Here is a 17,316-nt window from a genome sequence, read left to right as displayed (position 1 = left end):
GGCGCACCGCGTGGTCTTCAGCTAGTAGTAGGTGTTCACGGTCCAGCCTGCCGCAACCGGCGTATTCGGAATGGTCTGGCCTTGCGCACCGCAGAACGAACTGGTCCACGGCGTCGAGATCAGGTTGTAGGTCGCCCAGTTGGTCGTGACCTGCACCTGATAGCTGCCGGCGGGCGCCGCCTGCGTGATCGTGTTGTTGATGCCGCCGGAGTCGTCGGTCAGCTTCGGGCTCTGCGCTTCGACATGTCCGATCTGCTGTCCCGCGGCGGTAAAAATATCGATGTCTTGCGACATCTGCGCCTGGGCGCCGGAGCGCGTACTGCACAGCCCGTCGTTCATGTGAGCCCACGACGTCACCGACACGATGCCGGGCTTGGTGAGTTGCACCGTCAGCTCGCGCGTGTACGAGTAGGTGCCGTTCGACACGTTGTGTGAAAACGGCGCCGCGTCGTAATTGTTCGACGGTGGTGCCGCACAGCCGGCGTAGTCGGTCGCATTCGGCGTCGTCATCATCATCTGGCATTCGGTCATGTTGCTGCCGGGCGTGATTTCCGACTGCGTCTGCCAGATGCCGTTCTGGCACGACAGCACGCGGCCGGTGCCGTCCGTGGTAACCGGCGTCGTGTCGACCGCGTTCGGCGCGCACGAATTGCCCTGCGCCTGCCGATTGCCGAGATTCAGGTTGCCTGCCTCGTCCACCGCCAACGCTTGCCACGCGGTGCCGTTGAACGTATAAGCGCGCCCGGTGTTGGTGGTCATCGCGACATCGCCGAGCCGCGGGTGCGGCACCTTTGCGGTATCGCCGAGATCCGACGCCGATGCGACCGGATCGCGCCAGTGCAGCGACGCCTGCGGCTGCCACTGACCGCCGCTGCAGGTCAGCAGGTTACTGCTTGCGTCGGCCGCGAGCGAACCCGCGGCCGCCGTGCATGGGCTGAAGTCGGTTTGCTGCGCGAGCACGATCGGCACCTGCATCGTGTTGGCAGTCGGATTGCCGGGCACGCTCACGCGGTACAGAAAGTCCGTGTTTTGGCCCTGGCTATTGTCCGGGAAAATTTCGCTGACCAGATGGCCGACGCCCGTCTTGACTCCCGAGCACGACACGTTCGCCGGATTCGGCGCGGCGAAGCGCCATGCGCCATAGGCGCCGAGCGCCGCGCCGCCGGTATTCTGCGCGGCCGGTATCGAACCGCCGCCGGGCCCGGCGTTCGCCGCGATGTAGCCAAGCTGCGCATCGGGAATGGTTCTCCCGCCTTCGGTCACGAGCAGCCCTTGCAGTCCGCCGTTGCTGGTCGCATAGACGAACAGACACGGTGTCTGCCCGTACGCGTTTTCGTTTTGCACGCCGTCGGGCAGATACGTCGACAACTGATAAGGCGCACCTTGCAGCTTCACCGTCACCGGCTTCGTCGTGGTCGCGGCCGCGCCAAGCGCGGTGGCATTTTGCTGGATCAGTTGCGCTGCGGCCTGTGCAAGCCGCGACTGATACTGCGCAGCCTGCTGCCCGCGCGCGTCTTCCAACGACGTATTGACCATCATCGCAATGCCCGCAAACGCGAGCGAAGCGATCGCCAGCGCCGCCAGTAGTTCGACGATCGTAAAGCCGCGTTGGCCCGTAGTACGCGTTTTCATGCGCGTTTCGGTGCGCGATTTCATGATTGGCTGCGCTCCGCTCTCAATAGGCCTGCGCCATCCATACCGGCACGCCGTTCGGCACGGCGCTGGCCAGCGCCGTGGGAAGCGGCACCGCCGGGTTGCCCGGCGACATCACCGCGCCGTTGAGCGAGACGCCCGCGAATGCCGAGCCGCCCGCCAGTGTTTCGATCCCCGCAATCGCCGGTGCGGCGCTCGCCGAGCTCGCATAGACCACAACGAGACTGCCGGGGGTCGAGGCATTCGGCGACACGTAGTTCCGCCAGAGCGGGTCCACGGCGTTTGGCGCAAGCAGCGCTTGCAGCGTTTGCGCGGGCACGCTGCCCTCGAATTCCGGATGGCTGCGCGCATACGCGATCAGCGCCGCGCGGTACGCGCTCATGCTCTGCGCGAGCGTAAAGGTCGCCGCAGCAGGCGTGGCCTGCAGATAGCCGGCGTCGATCAGCTCATACAGGCCGCCAAGCGCGCTGCACGCCACGACGATCCAGATCGCGATCACGTTGCCGTTCCCCTGCACTCGCCACGCGCGTTCGCCTCGCGCATCGATGGCCGACGCATCGTGTCCCCGTGCGGATGCATCACGTCGAGGTCCAGACGATCGTGTTGGTCGTCTCCGAATTGCAATCGGTCGCCGCGGTATCGGGCGGCACCGGTAAGGTGGTCTCGTTGTTATTGTTGATATTGATCGACACCCAACTGCCCCCCGCGGTGACCGCGTTCACACATACGCTGCGCGGCACGTTCTCATACGTGATCGTGAACGTCGGACCGGTGCCCTGCACGGTCACCGCGCCGTTCCACGTGTTGGTGACGGTATTCGTCGCGGCGGACGGCGTGAGCGTCGACGGAAACACGCCTGCGCTCGCGAGCACGCTGTTGCCGAGATTGCCGTAGCCGCCCGCCTGCCCCATGTAGAGCTTCTTCACGCCGGTCTGAATCGCGCTGACCTGCTCGTTTACCGCGTTGGTGTTCGCGCTGCTGAATGCGCCGTTGAGGAGCGCGATCGCGCCGATCACGACGATCGCCGCCACGCCCAGATACGCGATCGCCTCGAGCAGCGAGGCGCCGCGCTGTGCGGCGCGCGGGCCGCGCAACGCCCGCCTGGTTTTCATACGGATTACCGAGTGAGTCGCCTGTTTCATGTCATCCCCGCATCGTTAAAATGAGACCCTGAGTTCAGTGCAGCGACCGTGTCATCGCCGCGATTTCCTGCTGAATGCCGAAAAAACCGGTAATCAGCACGCCCATGAGCAGCGCAAGCAGGACGATCGCCGCGCCGTTCAACACCCGCATTTGCGCGGCAACCCGTTCGACGCCCGCTTCCATCCATTCGTCCGCGAGCGTCTTCAGGGCTTCCGCGAATCCCTTGTATTCGGCATACACGCACAGATCGTCGACGATCTCGCGCGACGGAAAGCGATGGCCCGTGTTGCGCATCGCTTCGCCGACGTTGAGGCCAGACTTCACGCCGAACAGCATGTCTTCGATACGCTCGCGCAGCCAGGGGCGCGCATTTGCCGACAGGCGTGCCAGCGATTTTTCGACGGTGAAGCCGGCCGCCTGCATCGATGCGAATGCCGTCAGGAAACTGACGCCGACCACCAGCCGGTAAATCGAATACGGCGGAAAGAGGTCGAGCGAATTGCGCAGCCGCCCGGACCAGCGCGGCATCGAGTACGCGAGCAGCGCGCCGCACAGCACGCCGATCAGCACGCAATATCCCATCCAGCCCTGCGCGAAGCGCGACAGCAGATACAGCAGATGGGCGGTGCCATGCCAGCGCTGCGGGCTGACGATGACCGCGAACTGGGGAATCACACGGGCACCGAACAGATAGAGGTAGGCAAGCGTCATGGTGAGCAACGCGAACGGGTACGCGAGGCCGCCCGTGATCGCCTGGCGAATGCGGCGGCCCGACACGACGATCACGTTCAGCGAGCGCAGCGCCGTTTCGATACGGCCCGACTGCTCGCCCGCCATGACGATCATCTGCTCGGCCTGTGGCACCCAGCCTTCCATGCCTTCGGCGAGCGTGCCGCCGTTCTGCACAACCTGGCGCCACTCGCCGAGCATGATCGCGGCCGGCTCGTTCGGCCTGCGGCCTTCGCGCGATGCGCGCAGTTCGAGTTCTTCGAGCACCTTCAACAGCGGCAGCCCGTTGGACAGCATCTTTTCGATCTTGCGATAGATGCGCAGTCGCGCGTCGGGCCCGGCCTGCAGGCGCGCCCACCTGCGGTTCAGATCAAGACGCATGGCCGCCCCCGATGCGCACCGGACGCAGCCGCGCCGGCTCGCCGCGCGCGACGAGCCGGCCGACCACGCGCTCCGCCATGCGCGGATCGACGAGCCCCGCGGCAACCTTCGCGAGGGCGTGCTCGACGATGGTCTGACCGCCCAACTGGTCGAGCCAGTAAGCGGTCGCGGAAGCCTTGTCGCCATCGCGCAGCAATGCGAAAAACTCGGCGTCGGTGCGCACCACCTCGGCGACCACGGTGCGGGCGATCGTTCCGCGACCCATGCAATGCGGGCAGCCGGCGCCCTGCGCGCAGACCGCCTCGTACTCGCCGCCGACCGTTTGCCGCAGCCGCGCGGCAAGGTCGCTGTCGCGCGCAGCGCCCGAATCGGCGAAACGCACCTTGCAATGCGGACACAGTAGCTTGACGAGCCGCTGGCTGATGAGCCCCGTGACGACGGATTCGTCGGTCACCATGCGCAGCGGCAAGCCGAGGTCGATCAGGCGGTCGACGATCGCAAGCGCGCCATTCGCATGGACGGTGGTCCATACCTGGTGTCCGGTCATCGATGCGCGTAGCGCGCCTTGCGCCGATGCCCGATCACGCACTTCGCCGATCATGATCGTGTCCGGGTCCAGACGCATCGCGTTCGCGATCGCCGCCGCGAATGCAAGCGAGCGCGCTTCTTCGGTCGACGCATTGACCACCGGCGTCTGCACGGCGCCCACGATTGGATACTCGACCGGATCCTCGACCGTAATGACGTGCAGGCTGCCGTTGGACTCGCCGAGCTGGCCGAGCAGCACGCGCTGCAACGTGGTCGACTTGCCGGAACCGGTCGGGCCGCTGATGATGTTCATGCCATGCGGGAGGTGTCGCAGCTCGCCGATCTGCCGCGACTGCGCACCCGTAAAACCGAGCCGATCGAGTTCGGTCGATTCGCCCGCATCGTTGTACAGCAGACGCAACACCATCACATTGCCGATGCTGGTCGGCGCGGTCGCGATCCGCACGCCGAACAGCTGCGCGGGGAGCTTATCGCGATCGCCGATGCTCGCGTCCTGGCGCTCGCTTGGCTTGTATGTGTTATCCGATACGCTCGCCATGGCCGAATAGAGCGTCGCCAGCAGTCGCGCACCGTGCTCGCGGGTCTGCTCGCTCACGCGTACCAGTTCGTTGTGAATCCGAAACAGAATCTCGGTGCTGAAGCGCTTCACGCGAATATGAATGTCCGACGCGCGCTCGCGACATGCCTGCGCGATCAGTTCCTTCGCCAGCACCTGCATCGCGGTGTGATCGAGACGCTCGGCGGTACCGTCGCGCCGCATCCCCTCATACGCGCGGCGCACTTCGTCGAGACCGACCGCATAAGCGCGGTACGCGAAGTTCAATCGCTCGAGCCGGGCGCGGTAGGACAGCACGTATGGGTTCATCTCATGCCCCTCGGCGATCAGCAACCGGCCGTCGTCAAGCAGGCATAGCAGCTTGCGCTCCTCCGCGCTCGCGGCCAGCGGGCCATCGTCGGAAAGCGGACACGCGCCACGCGCATGGGGAGCCGGCGCTGTTTCGACGGCATTCATCGAGGGCTTCAGCAAAATGGCTGTACTCATCGAATCACTCCCTCGGCATTGCCGGAAAGCCGGAGGGCAAACCGGGCACGCCGGCGGCCGGCGCCGGGCCGTAAGGAACGGCACCGCGCGACAGAACCGGCATCAGGTGCAGCGTGCGGCCGCTGTTCGAGCGCGCGAGCACCTCATTCGCCGCCACCGACACGATGCGCACACCGTTGGGCAATTGATCACCCGCGGCCACGTCGAACTGTTGACCGTCGACCGTCTGCAGCGTCGCCGAGAGGCGGCGACCCAGCCCCTCGATCGCGACCACACGCAATGCGCCGCGGCCGCTGTCGATGTCATCCGCGCCGCCGCCGCCGAGCCGCGACAGCGCCGCCGTGCGTTCAGCCACCTGCGCCTGCGCGTCGAGCTTCTTGAGCTGCGCTTTGAGCAGCAGCGTCTGCTCCTGCAGATGCATGAGTTCGTCCGCCGCATTCGACGTCGTCGAGCCAGACGGTTCGCTTTGTTGCGTGTCGCGCGAGGCGCCTTGCCCGGTGGCGGCATGGCCTGCCGCGCTCCACGCGAGGCAGCCCGCAAACGCCGCGAGCCGCACGCGAAAAAGCAGATCAGTTTGCATAGACGACTCCTTGCGCGGACCATGTGCCCGCCTGATAGGTCAACTTGTCGAGCCGCACGCCGGGCTCATCCAGATACTGCGCGAGCGCAACCGGCGGCATGGCGCCGAGGCTCGCCTGCAGCCGCCACGCGTGCCACGTCCGCACCGGCGGTGTGGGCCGCCCCAGTTGCGAAAGTGTGCCGGCCGGTGCACTCTCGGGCAGCGGCGCAAGCGTGAGCGGCATATCGAGCAACTGGAACCGCGACAGCAGTCGCGCGTTGACGCCGGTGTGTGCGAGCAGCGTGTCGTCGACACCCGCACCCATCGGCGCTGGCTGCGACAGCGAGGCGTGCTCGCCCGCGCTGTCGAGCAGCGCTCGCGGCTCGCGCGAGAGCAGCAGCGCGACGGTTGAACCGTTGCGCGACCAGACGTACTCGACGCGCCCCGGCTGGCAGATGAAATGCTCGAGTTCCCAACCGCCGGGCGCCAGTTGCGTGAAATGCTCGATACACGCGCGTGCGAAGCGCGACGGAGTCGGCAACGTGGCCCATGGATGCACTTCGGCTTCCCGACGCGTCGCCGCCTCCTGCGCGAGCCGCGCGCGCGCCGCATCGAACAGGCGCGCACGCTCGCCTTCGAAAACGTGACGGCGATGCGCAAGCCACCCATACGCGACGAGCGACGCGCCGGCGAGCACACCGGCCACGAGCACGAGCCTGCGCCACGAGATCCGGTGCGAGACCGGGCGCAGCCGTGCCCAGCGTGGCACCGGCGCGCGTTGGCCGCGGCGCCGGCCGAGCAGTTCCTCGATCCGGCGTGGATAGAAGTTGTGGAACCCCATCCCTTCTATTTCGCTGTCGCCGATGACGACGTTCCAGCCGCCCAGCGCATAGTCCGAATTGAGCCGTTCGAACACCTCGTCGCTATCACCGATCCAGTCGCCGTTCGGCAGGAACGAGCCGTCGCGCACGGCGAAGTATGCCCAGCGGCCATCGGGCAGCCTGAATGCGCCGAGCCAGTTCGGCGCGCTTTGCTGCCGGCCCTCGTAGAACGCGCCTTCCATCGCGACCGTCTTCGACACGATCACGCCGAGCGAAGGCACACCCGCCTGCGCGCCTTCGCGCGTATTGGCGAAGCCCGCGGCGGCCACGCCGCGGTCGATGCGCAACACCATCAGCTCGAAGTTCAGCTTCTTTGCGAGTTCGATGCCTTCCTTGCGCAGCTCATGGCGGCGCGACAGCGACTGCCAGAACAGTCCGCAAACGAAGCGCTGCCGGTCGATCTGAATGATTTGGGTGGCCATGGCACGTTTCCGTTGACGGGTGCCGCCGCTCACGCGCCGTTCATCATGATCGGCGTGATCAGGATCACGATCACTTCGCGCTGGCGCGTGCCGTCATAGCCACCGCCGAAGAAGTAATGGGTCGGCTTGCCGACGCCCTGCTGCGCGAGGTTGTCGTTGGTACCCTCGTAGCCGCTTAGCACCAGCGTCTCGCCGGACTTCATCGACACGCGTTGCAGGAAGTTCCGCGTATCCACGTCGGGCGTCTGGATCTGCTGACCGCCGCTCGTCACGGTCTGCAGGTCGACCAGCGACGAGATGTTCGTGTAGAACTGCAGCAGCACCGTGCCGTTGTCGAGCAGATGCGGCAGCAAGGTCATGTTGAAGCCGGTCGTGATGGTGCCCGGCACGAGCGATGTCTGCGAGCCGACATTCGCCGTGTTGGTGGTCGACACCGATGCGAGGTAGCCCTGCTGCGTTGCTACCTGCACCGGCACCGGCTGGTTGTTGAGCGTGGTGATCGACGCCGAGGTCTTGCGGCGCACCGTGCCCTGACTCGAGAGCGCGCTGATCATCGCCTGGGTGCCGGCCGCGCGGCTCGACGGCGTGATCACCTGGGCCGCGAACGACACCGGATTGGTCGCGGTGGTCGGAAACGTGTTGGTCACGGTAAACGCGGTGCCCAGCGCCTGATACACCGCGTTCCAGTTGATTCCATAGCTATCCTGAGCAGACTGCGTGACCGATAGCACCGTGACGTTGATCAGCACCTGCTTCGACAGCGTCGCGTTCTCCTCGTCCATATACGATGCGACGCGATCGAGCACGTCGGGCGTGTCGGTGACGGTAATCGAGCCGGTTGCCGGCGACGACACCACACTACCGTACGGCGAGAGCATTGCCTGAATCGACGCGCGCAAGCTGTTGAACACCGACAGCTGCGAGTTCACGACCGTATTCGCGGTGTTGTTCGACGTCACGCTCGGCGTGCCGCCGCCGCCCGCGCCGCCGGCCATGATGCCCGCGCCGCCGCCGGAGGACGACCCATAGCCGTTCGACGACGCGCTCGATCCGTCGCTGGTGGAACCGCTCATCACGTTCGCGTTGATCGTCGCGTCGCCCGGAATCGCGCTGACCTGGAACGTGCGCGTATCGGTGAAGAAGAAGACGATCGCGCCGTCCGCGAATTTCCACGACACGCCGAAACGGGTCGCAGCCGCATCGAGCAACCCTCGCAGATCGCCGTTGCGGTACGCGATGTGCGTCGGTTGCGCGACGCCGGCCGACGCGGCGGCACCGCGTCCGCTGCCTTCGGCGGTCAGCCCCGGCAGCGTCGGCAGCGGCGGCGGTGCCGCGCCGATCACCGGCACGGTTGGCGCCACCGCCGCGGGCGTGCGCGAACCGGCCAGCGCATTCGGTGCGACGCGCGTCGGAACATGCGTGAGGCGCGCGATGTGCTCGGCGAACTCCTGCAGCGACGCGACGTCGCGATCGAACGTGGCCGGCTGCGAGAATACGCCGGGCAGCGTGCGTTCGTGCGCGAGCCGGATCGGATTGCCCGATAGCCACAAACCGTGATTGACAATCACGCCGTCAGACGATTGCGCAAGGCTCGCCTGACCGTCGCGGGTCGAAGCAAGTGCGCTCTGCGTCGCGTTCCGATCGTGCGAGACGGCATCCGAGATCCGTTGCGAAAGGCCCGTGCAGCCCGCGAGAAAAATCGCGGCGAGCGCGAGCGGCAAAATCGTGTTGCGCATCACGCTGCCCCCTTGGCGACGATTCGAAGAACTTTGTTGCCTTGATAAAGAATGGCCTGCACCGGCGCATTCGAATGAGCGAGCGCGCTCACCACCTGCTGCAGCGCCTCGTCGAATGTGCCGTGCACCGTGGCGGCCGCGTCGATGCTGAAGTCGGTTGGCGCTTCCCAGACAAGCTGCCAGCCCGCGTCCTGCGCCCAGCGCGTCAGCGCCGCGCGTACCGTGCGATCGGACGGCTCGATGCGCCACGTTTGCTGTACGGGCGGCGGCGCAGGAGCCACCGCCGATATCGGTGCGAGCGCGGGGTCCGCCACTTCCGTCGGGGCCGGCGTGCGGTCCGCTTGCGTCGCTTGTGCGACTTGCGTCGGGCCCGGAGCGACTTGCGTCGAGGCGATCCCCGATGGTTTGGGGGACGCACCTGTTATGCCCGCTGCAGCGGCGTGCGCTGCGTTACGTGCCGCGGCGTGCGCTGCCACCGCCTGAGACGCGGCGAAGACAGGCGATGCGGGCGTCATCATGCGGGATTGCGCGGTCTGCGCCGTTTGCGGGGCCTGTATCGTCGCAGGTGCGGGCACGGCGACCGTTGCAGGCGCAAGCATCGGCGGCACGTTCTGCGCGGCGGTTTGCGCGGGAGCCTGCCCGGGTATGCGTGCGGCGTTCGGCGCGATGTCCTCGGACATCGTTTGCGCGGCCGGCCGTGCATCGAACGGCTGCCGGTAACGGATCGTCACCAGCTGAAAATCGCCATCCACTTGCGCAACCAGTTCAGGGTGCCCGGCGAGCGCATCGCGCAGCGTCTGCACGAGCGGCTTGCCTTGCTGCCAGGTAACCGGCGTAGCAGCCCATGCGCCTGCATTCGGCAAATTGATGCTGAAGTCAGCCGGCAAGATCAGCCGCAGCGCGGTGCGCAACGGCACGTTCGCACCGCTCGTTGCCACGCGCGTGCCTTCATGCAAATCGCCTTCGACCGTGACCTGGCCGCTGTTCTGCGCGGCCGGCGCGCCGTCCGCGCGGGCGTGCACCGGCCATCCGCCCGCCAGTGCAGTCAGCATCGCCATCCATGCAATGACCGTACGCATCTGTCGTCTAACCCCGTAATAATGGTTGACGGCACAACTACATGCCGTCCAGTACCGTCGCTATGCGCCGCCGTGTGTTCCCGTCGCCACGCTGGACATCCGGCCCGCGGGCTGACACGATTGCTGTTGTCTTTCCACCGAGCCGCCACGATGACCCACCATCCCAGCGAACTGCGCGACCTGACCCGCGAAATCCTCGATCTCGTCGACGGGAGCCGCGTCTTTACCGACATTCACATCGAGCAGGACCGCCCGATCATGATCAAGACCCCGCGCGGCTGGATCGAAGCCGAAGGCGGCCCGGTCCTGCTCGACGAGATGTCCCCGCTGCTCGCGTCGATCGACGAGCAGTGGGACGAACGCCTCGCGCACGGTGCGCTCGACCGGCCATATGTGCTGACGCGCTGCCGGCTCCGCTGCCACGTATTCCGCACATCCGGCGGCCGCAAGACGGTAATCTCGATCCGCCGCCTGCCGCTCAATCCGCTGCCGCTCGACAAGCTCGGACTGCCCGCCTACATCCGCACGATGCTCGAGAGCAGCAAGGGCATCGTGTTCGTCACCGGCCCGACGGGCTCCGGCAAGACCACCACCATCGCGTCGCTGCTCGATCACATCAACCGCACGCGCAGTTGCCACATCGTTACCATCGAGCAGCCGATCGAATACGGGCTCGAAAGCCACCAGTCGATCATTTCGCAACGCGAGGTGCCGACCGACACGCCGAGTTTTTCGACAGGCATGCGCGAAGTGCTCAGGCAGCGGCCCGACGTGATCATGGTCGGCGAGATCCGCGATCTCGAAACCGCCGAGGCGGTGCTGCAGGCCGGCGAATCCGGCCACCTCGTGTTCGCGACGATGCACACCAGCAGCGCGCTCAACACGCTCACACGCCTGCTGTCCTTCTTCCCCGCCGAACAGCGTGAACGGCATGCCAGTTCGCTTGCCAATTCGCTGATCGGGGTGATCTGCCAGAGTCTCGTGCCGAGCGAAGACGGCAATCAGCTCGTACTCGCAAGCGAACTGCTGTTCAATCACAACCAGCAGGTCAGCGCACTGCTCGTCGATCCGGCGAAAATCCATTTCCTCGCGGAATTCATTCGCCGCAAGGAAGACAACATGTCGCGCTCGCTCAACGAACACCTCGCGCAGCTCGTCGCCAAAGAAGTGATCTCCGGACGCGATGCGTTGCGCTCCACTTACCACCGCATCGAACTGCATGAATTGCTGGCGTCGTCCACGAATCGCTGAACCGTATCTCCTTCTCACCGCTTTCAACCCGTCGTCATTTATGTCTTAACCGTCTGACCATTCTTACCCGCTGAAACGCCGCCGCCCGCGATCTTTGACAATCTGTTACGGTTCGGCGCGATCGTTGCATGTGCTACAGACGTGACGAAACACAGGGTCCGAATTTCTCCGAAACCCTGCCCAGATTGAAAGCGAACGAGTCGTTAAGCGCGCTTACCCGATGGATCGATTTCGACAGCCGATCCGTCTTCGCGATTCTTCAATCGCGCCCAACCGATCGTGTCGAAGATGATCTCGCGCTCCGCGTACATGTCCGTGCTTGCCTTGAGCCGCACGCCGGCCACCGACTGACCGAAGCCCTCCTGGTCTACATAGGGGGCGTAGGTAATGCCCGATGCCTTGCTGAATGCTTTGGGATCCCCGATAAGCTGCTCCTGTGTCGATTCGAGTTCGGCCTTGAAGCGGGCCATTTGCGGCGGCACCAGCGCGCCGATGCCGCGATATTCGTCGAGCCGCTGCGCGTGTTCCTCCCGCAACCGCGCGCGTGCATAGTTGATGTGGTTCTGTGCGCGGATGCCCTTGACGAGTTCGATGTGCGCGTCGAGTTCCTTGCTGCCCTCCGCAAGATCGCCGCCGTGCAGATGGCTGAACATCTCGCTGTACTCTTCGCGATGATGGTTGAGGTAGCGCTCGTACGACTGGACGTCCGGAAACTCCGCGTCGGAAAAACAGAAGCGCGGCACCAGCTTGTCCTTGTGATAGACGAAACGCACCTTGGCGTTCGCACCGATTTCGTCGAACAGGATCGAGGCCGACGCGGCGTCGGTCGGCGGCACGCCCGCCGAACCGACGAACGCATTGATGCCCGAGGTCGCGCCGCCGCGCATCCGGGTGTAGGACCCTTCGCGATGGTTGACGACACGCACCGCGCCGGTCTCATCGGTCTGCTCGTAACGTGCGCGCCAGACCTTTTCGATGCCGCTGCTCGCGCTCGCGCCGAAGCGTGCGCCGTTTTCGCCCGCGGTCGTCAGCGAGCCGCCCACGGATGCCGACATGTCCGAGCGATGTGTCGTCGTGACCTGTTGCGTGAGTCCGAGCGAAAGACCGGACGACATGCCCTTGTCCGCCAGCGTCTTCAGCATCTCGTCGCCTATATCTTCATCGAGTGTCCCGGCCCTTTTGCGCTCCATCAGTTCAAGCGAGCGTTTGCGAATGGTCGGCTGCAGCTCGGCCATCTCGTCGCGAACCTCCTTGTCGAAGTGCGCAAAGCGCGGCGGCGTGGCGTCGAGCTCGACCGAGTCCGGATTCACGCGGCGCATCGAGCGAATCATGATGCCGTCGAACGACGAATAGTCGTGCGCGTAAAAGCCGATATCGAGGCCGCCCGCAATTCGCGCCAGCGACGTGTGGTCCTCCGGTCCGAAGTTGCGTCCGCCCTGCAGACCGCCGCCGCCGCCGTTCGTGTAGCGCGTTTCGTGGCCGAACGACCACTCGCCGCCGTGCGTCGCGACACCATAGCGCACGACGTCCGCCGAGAAGACCTCGGTGCTCAGATTGCCGCGGACGAGCACAGGCTGGTGCGCGGCCTTCTGCGCATCCGCGTAGACCTGGTGCGCGATGTTGTACGCAAAGCCGCGCGACGAGAGGCCTTCTGTCCGGCTTCTCGAATAGCGGACGTTGTTGCCGAACTGAGCCGAACTGAAGAAGTCGCGCACCAGTTTGATCGCATCCTCGGGGCTGGAGCTGGCCGGCCGCGCACTTTTCGCGTCGATGACGCGCGCCGCTTGCGCGAACACCTGCTCGAGCGGCGGCAGTTCCGCTTGCAGCTGGTTCGCATCGGTCTCGACGCCGGATGCGCTGCGATGCCGCTCGCGCACCTGCTCGTCCGTCACCGCGTATTCGTTCGCCAGATGTGCAAGGTCCGCGATGCCGATGCGCGTGTCTGCGAGTTCGCGCAGCGCGCTTCGCGCGAGGTCCGCGCTGCTGCGCGCTTCGGTGCTGCCCGGCGCCGCCGCCTGCTCGTTCCCCTCGCCGGTGAGCACCGGCCTGTTTCGCGCGGCACGCAGGCAATACGAGTCGAGTGCCGTGCGAGGCACGCTATCCATCTGTTTCGTGTCGAACCCGCGGCCGTTGACGACGTCGTTGAGCTCGAAGCGGTTAGTGCGCTTTTGCGCGGGCGTCCACGCATCGAGCGCAACGAGCTGTGCGATCAGCTTCGCCTTGTCGTCGGGTGACTGCGCGGCGTGAATACGCGCCGCGGTCTGCTCGCGCAGCAGATCCACAAGCGTCTCGACGGCCGGCGAGTCCGCGAGCGCCCGCACGTCCGCCCCTTCCTCTTTCAGGGTCCGCAGGTCCGCGCCGCCGAGGCCCATGCGTGCCGCGCGCAGCGGTGAAGTGGCGAGCGCGTCGTCTTCGCAGCCGTAGGCTTCCGCGAGGTCCGCGAGCCGCGCTTTGACGGTTGCCAGCGGCGAGCCGGGCCCATCGTCGCGAAAGCCGTTTTGCCACGCGAACACATCGGCCTTCTGCTGTGGCGTCATGGCTTCCTCGCCGTGCGCGAGCAACTGATGAAAAGCCGACTGCGTGCGTCGCGCAAACGTGGTTGCGGTGTTGCCGCCGCCGGCTTCGTCGGCTTCGCCGCCCGCTGCTCTGCGGTTGGCCAATGCGCTTGCCTGCAGCATGCCCTGTAGCGCATCCAGCTTCCGTTCATCGAGCTTGTGGCCCAGCAAACCGAGCATTTCCGGAAACTGATTGCTTTGGGCGGCACGTTGCAGCGCGTGATATGCGAGCTCAACGTGTGGGTCGTTGTCGGGCTTGCCGCGCGCGACGCGAGCGGACATCTTGTCGAGCATGTCGGGCGCTTGCAACAGCCGCAGCGCGCCGATTTCATGTGCGGCCGGCGGCGCCACCTTATGCGGCTCGGTCGCGCTCTGGAACGCAAAGGACAATGCCAGTGCCGACAGATGACGATCCTTGCCCGCCATGCGGTCGAGTTCCTTCAACAACTGCGGCGACGGACGAACCACACCCTGTCCGATGCTCGGGTCCGACCAGAAGTTGCTCAATGCGTGAGGGCCGCCATTGTTCAGATGCCCGAGCAGCGTGGTCGGCTGCGCGCCGCTATGCTCGAACGAAGCGCCGATCACCGAACGATGCACGTGCGCGAGCGATTGATCGACCGCTTCCGGCTTCGCTGACAACAACCCGGTCGCTTTCTGATACAGATTGGCCGGCGCAAGCGATTGCATTAGGCTCGTCAGTCGCGACGGCGGCTCGCTGTCGGCGCCCTGCAACTTCGACTGCAGCGCGGCGAAGCGCTGCATCGGATCCGTGTCGCCTTGACGCGCGCCGGTCCTCACGTGCATCTGCGTATCGAGCCGCCTGCCGCTGCTGATCTGCGGCGGAATGCGAGACAGCACGCCGCCATGAGGCTGCGGAGTATGCGCGCTCTCCAGTACAGAAACTTTGCCGTGCTTGTCCACTTCTTCGAGTTCGAATTCCTGCGCCGGTCCGCTGCGCGACGGACCGGGCGCCGATAGCGCATCCATCTGTTCTCTCCGGTGAGCCGGCGATGCAGGACACCTGTCCTCATCGCCGGCAGGTCAGTGTTTACGCGGTCACGGGCGCCGCAACGGCGCTCTTGCGCACCATCCGTGCAACGGCCACTGCACGTTCGAGCATCAGACGCAGACCGCCGACAATCTCGGCGTCGGGCAGCGTCGGCGGAAAGCTCCACATCAGCGCGACAAAGTCGTCCAATACGCCGAAGCGCATCGCCTCGCCGTCGATACCCCACAGCGCAGCCTCGGACAGCATGCTGATCCATGCATCCGGTGTCATCCGGGAAGCATCGCCCACGTGACAGAACGCCGCGATGCGTTGCGCTCCGACTGGCGCGATATTCAACGCGACGAGATTGTCCACAACGAGCGCGAGGCCGGCATCCGCGCTATTGCCCAACACGGCGTTGAATTCGCGGGCAATGAGTTCCATCGCATGGCGCGACGGCGAAACGACTGCTTTTTCAGGTGTATTAAGGGTCATGATATTTTCCGTCAATGTGTTCCGGTTGAGATCGGGAGGCCGGCGTGCGCGCGCCTGTGCGCGCATGCCGGCCTCTTGCCGCGTTATGCGGCTTCGGCTTCCTCGAGTGCGCTCACCCGTACGCGCAGCACATTCGCCGCGTCGTCGACGTTGCGCGTCGTTGTCGGCACCGGCACACGCGACTTCTCGATCAGCGAATACGCAAGCGACGCGAGCGTATCGACGAACGTGACGTTTGGCCACCGCGCTTCGCGCATCTCTTTCGGCAGCGCGATCGGGAACTCCGTGCAGCCAAGCACGATGACCGGGTAGCGGTTCATATCGCCGTGCATCCGTTGATACTTCGCAATCAGCGAATCAACGACGAGCGCTGCATCATCGGAACCCTCCTGGATCTTGTTCTGCTTGATGCCGTCGTAGATGCTTCTCATCGCGACCTCTTGGGTCTCACGATCCGGCGTGATCCATTCGAGCTTTTTGTCGTGATCCTGGTACAGCCTGCTCGCGATCGTGCCGTCGGTCGCCATCAAGGCGATATGCTTCTCGTTCGGCCGCTGACGCTTGATTTCATCAAGCGCTGCGTCCGCGATATGCAGCAACTGGATGTTGTGCCCCTGCGTCGCGATATGGTCGACAAGGTCCGGGTGAAACCTGTGAGCCGTATTGCAGGTGATCACCGCGTGCGTGACCCCGGCTTCCGCCATCAGATCGAGACTCTTCTTCATTTCCGGGCGTGGATCGACGGCGTCCTGCATGGACTCGTGGCCCGCCTGCTTCTTGATGAACGACGTGCGATCGGCGATATGGGTGGCCTGATGCACGAGCACCGGCCGCGTGTCGCCCAACTCGACCAGCTCGCCCATGAATTGCGCGCCGGCAAGCGCGCCCTGGCCGCCCATGACACCCGCTTTCGGCGTATAACGCTCGAGCGCTTCGAGGCGATCCGCGACCGGACGCGTGAACGGCGTAACGACCTGCTTCAGGCTCAGCGAACCGAGACATCCGCTCAGGCAGCCTTCCGAATCGGACTCTGAGTCCGAGCCGTCGTTGCCGCGCGCGCGTTTCGCCTGCTCGAGCGCCTTCCCCGCAGCCGCCGCGTTGCTGTCGATAACCGGGATCATCGTGCCGTCCGCACGCCGGACGTGGCTTTCGCCGAATGCGTCCGACAGGCCCGGATAGCCGAGCACGATGGCGTCGATGTCGTTACGTTTCGCCATTTCGGTCACGGCATTGCGCAACGCCTCGCGTCCGGCCCGAATCTGATCCTTGCCGGCATCCGGCCGCTCGGCCTCGAGCAGCGCGTCGTGCGAGCCTGGATGCGCGTGAAAGGCCTTATTGCCCTGTGCGCGCGATTGATACACATTCGTCTGGAACGTGCGCGGCGACACGATCAGCCCGACATTGCGTGCGCCCGGATTGTCCTGATCGAGCTTCTCGAGCGCGCTCGTCGGCAGATCGATCAACTCCATGTTCGGTGCGAACTTGGCAAGGTGCTGCCGTAACACGCCCACATCCGCATGCGCGGCCGTATCCGTGACGATCGCGATCCCGGCGCCGGTGCCGTGCAGCACGTCGATGCCTCGTCTGATGCCGGCCGTCGCAGCTTCGCCCCGTTCCCCGGCGGGCAGGTCGTTCGCCTGCACCAGGACAGCGTCCGCATGCTGCTGGTCGGTAACATTACCGGCCTGCCTGACCAGTTCGCTTGCGAAACGATGGCCGGCTTTCGGATCGGTACTAAGCACACCGATGCGCCGCTGATACTCGTTCGGTTTCGGCGCGGCGCTGGGCATCGCTCGCGAAGCGAGCGGAAGCGTGTGAGTCATTCGGCTCGACTGTGGAACGGGTTGCTC

Annotated in this window: 13 protein-coding genes; 1 reads left to right on the top strand and 12 read right to left on the bottom strand. The window is 65.3% G+C overall.

The genetic code is table 11. The features are described 5' to 3' along the window. Nucleotides 1-21: 21 nt before the first annotated feature. The 9 genes from pilV to BTO02_RS35530 form a co-directional block, all read right to left on the bottom strand. A complete protein-coding gene (pilV, locus tag BTO02_RS22835) occupies nt 22-1,632 on the bottom strand; it encodes a shufflon system plasmid conjugative transfer pilus tip adhesin PilV (RefSeq protein WP_075161283.1) in 1,611 nt (536 codons plus the stop codon). Between the two features lie 43 nt (nt 1,633-1,675). After that, nucleotides 1,676-2,152 (bottom strand): type IV pilus biogenesis protein PilM, encoded by a 477-nt coding sequence (gene pilM / locus BTO02_RS22830; RefSeq protein ID WP_075161282.1) that lies wholly within the window; start codon nt 2,150-2,152, stop codon nt 1,676-1,678. A gap of 79 nt (nt 2,153-2,231) precedes the next feature. After that, entirely contained in the window at nt 2,232-2,765 is a 534-nt protein-coding gene (locus BTO02_RS22825; RefSeq protein WP_269668044.1) for a type 4 pilus major pilin, read from the bottom strand. 64 nt (nt 2,766-2,829) lie between these two features. Next, entirely contained in the window at nt 2,830-3,906 is a 1,077-nt protein-coding gene (locus BTO02_RS22820) for a type II secretion system F family protein (protein ID WP_075159509.1), read from the bottom strand. Further along, nucleotides 3,896-5,497 (bottom strand): ATPase, T2SS/T4P/T4SS family, encoded by a 1,602-nt coding sequence (locus BTO02_RS22815; protein WP_083615324.1) that lies wholly within the window; start codon nt 5,495-5,497, stop codon nt 3,896-3,898. Before BTO02_RS22815 ends, BTO02_RS22820 begins: the two co-directional genes overlap by 11 nt. 4 nt (nt 5,498-5,501) lie before the next feature. Continuing rightward, complete coding sequence (gene pilP, locus BTO02_RS22810) at nt 5,502-6,077, bottom strand: type IV pilus biogenesis protein PilP (protein WP_075159507.1); 576 nt, start codon at nt 6,075-6,077, stop codon at nt 5,502-5,504. Further along, the gene (gene pilO2, locus BTO02_RS22805) at nt 6,067-7,359 is read right to left on the bottom strand and encodes a type 4b pilus protein PilO2 (protein ID WP_075159506.1); all 1,293 of its coding nucleotides are present in this window, start codon (nt 7,357-7,359) and stop codon (nt 6,067-6,069) included. The genes pilP and pilO2 overlap by 11 nt, the downstream gene beginning before the upstream one ends. A gap of 29 nt (nt 7,360-7,388) precedes the next feature. Beyond that, the gene (pilN, locus tag BTO02_RS22800) at nt 7,389-9,095 is read right to left on the bottom strand and encodes a PilN family type IVB pilus formation outer membrane protein (RefSeq protein WP_075159505.1); all 1,707 of its coding nucleotides are present in this window, start codon (nt 9,093-9,095) and stop codon (nt 7,389-7,391) included. After that, the gene (locus BTO02_RS35530; RefSeq protein WP_332262278.1) at nt 9,095-10,174 is read right to left on the bottom strand and encodes a TcpQ domain-containing protein; all 1,080 of its coding nucleotides are present in this window, start codon (nt 10,172-10,174) and stop codon (nt 9,095-9,097) included. Before BTO02_RS35530 ends, pilN begins: the two co-directional genes overlap by 1 nt. Before the next feature lie 150 nt (nt 10,175-10,324). On the opposite strand from BTO02_RS35530, the gene BTO02_RS22790 reads away from it, so the two are divergent. After that, nucleotides 10,325-11,425: a type IV pilus twitching motility protein PilT gene (locus tag BTO02_RS22790; protein WP_075159504.1), complete on the top strand. Its 1,101-nt coding sequence runs from the start codon at nt 10,325-10,327 to the stop codon at nt 11,423-11,425. Nucleotides 11,426-11,628: 203 nt separating this feature from the next. Here the strand turns inward: BTO02_RS22790 and BTO02_RS22785 are convergent, their stop codons facing one another. From BTO02_RS22785 to BTO02_RS22775, 3 genes are all read right to left on the bottom strand, one after another. Then, nucleotides 11,629-14,970, bottom strand: coding sequence for a hypothetical protein (locus BTO02_RS22785; protein WP_075159503.1), 3,342 nt, complete (start codon nt 14,968-14,970; stop codon nt 11,629-11,631). Between the two features lie 61 nt (nt 14,971-15,031). After that, nucleotides 15,032-15,466, bottom strand: a complete 435-nt coding sequence (locus tag BTO02_RS22780; protein WP_156883947.1) for a hypothetical protein — start codon at nt 15,464-15,466, stop codon at nt 15,032-15,034. Nucleotides 15,467-15,549: 83 nt separating this feature from the next. Continuing rightward, nucleotides 15,550-17,289, bottom strand: a complete 1,740-nt coding sequence (locus tag BTO02_RS22775; protein ID WP_198039308.1) for an aspartate/glutamate racemase family protein — start codon at nt 17,287-17,289, stop codon at nt 15,550-15,552. Between the last annotated feature and the right edge of the window lie 27 nt (nt 17,290-17,316).

Source organism: Paraburkholderia sp. SOS3 (assembly GCF_001922345.1).
Classification (GTDB): domain Bacteria; phylum Pseudomonadota; class Gammaproteobacteria; order Burkholderiales; family Burkholderiaceae; genus Paraburkholderia.
Note: the sequence above shows the minus strand (reverse complement) of the source record. Positions and strands in the feature narration are given on the sequence as shown.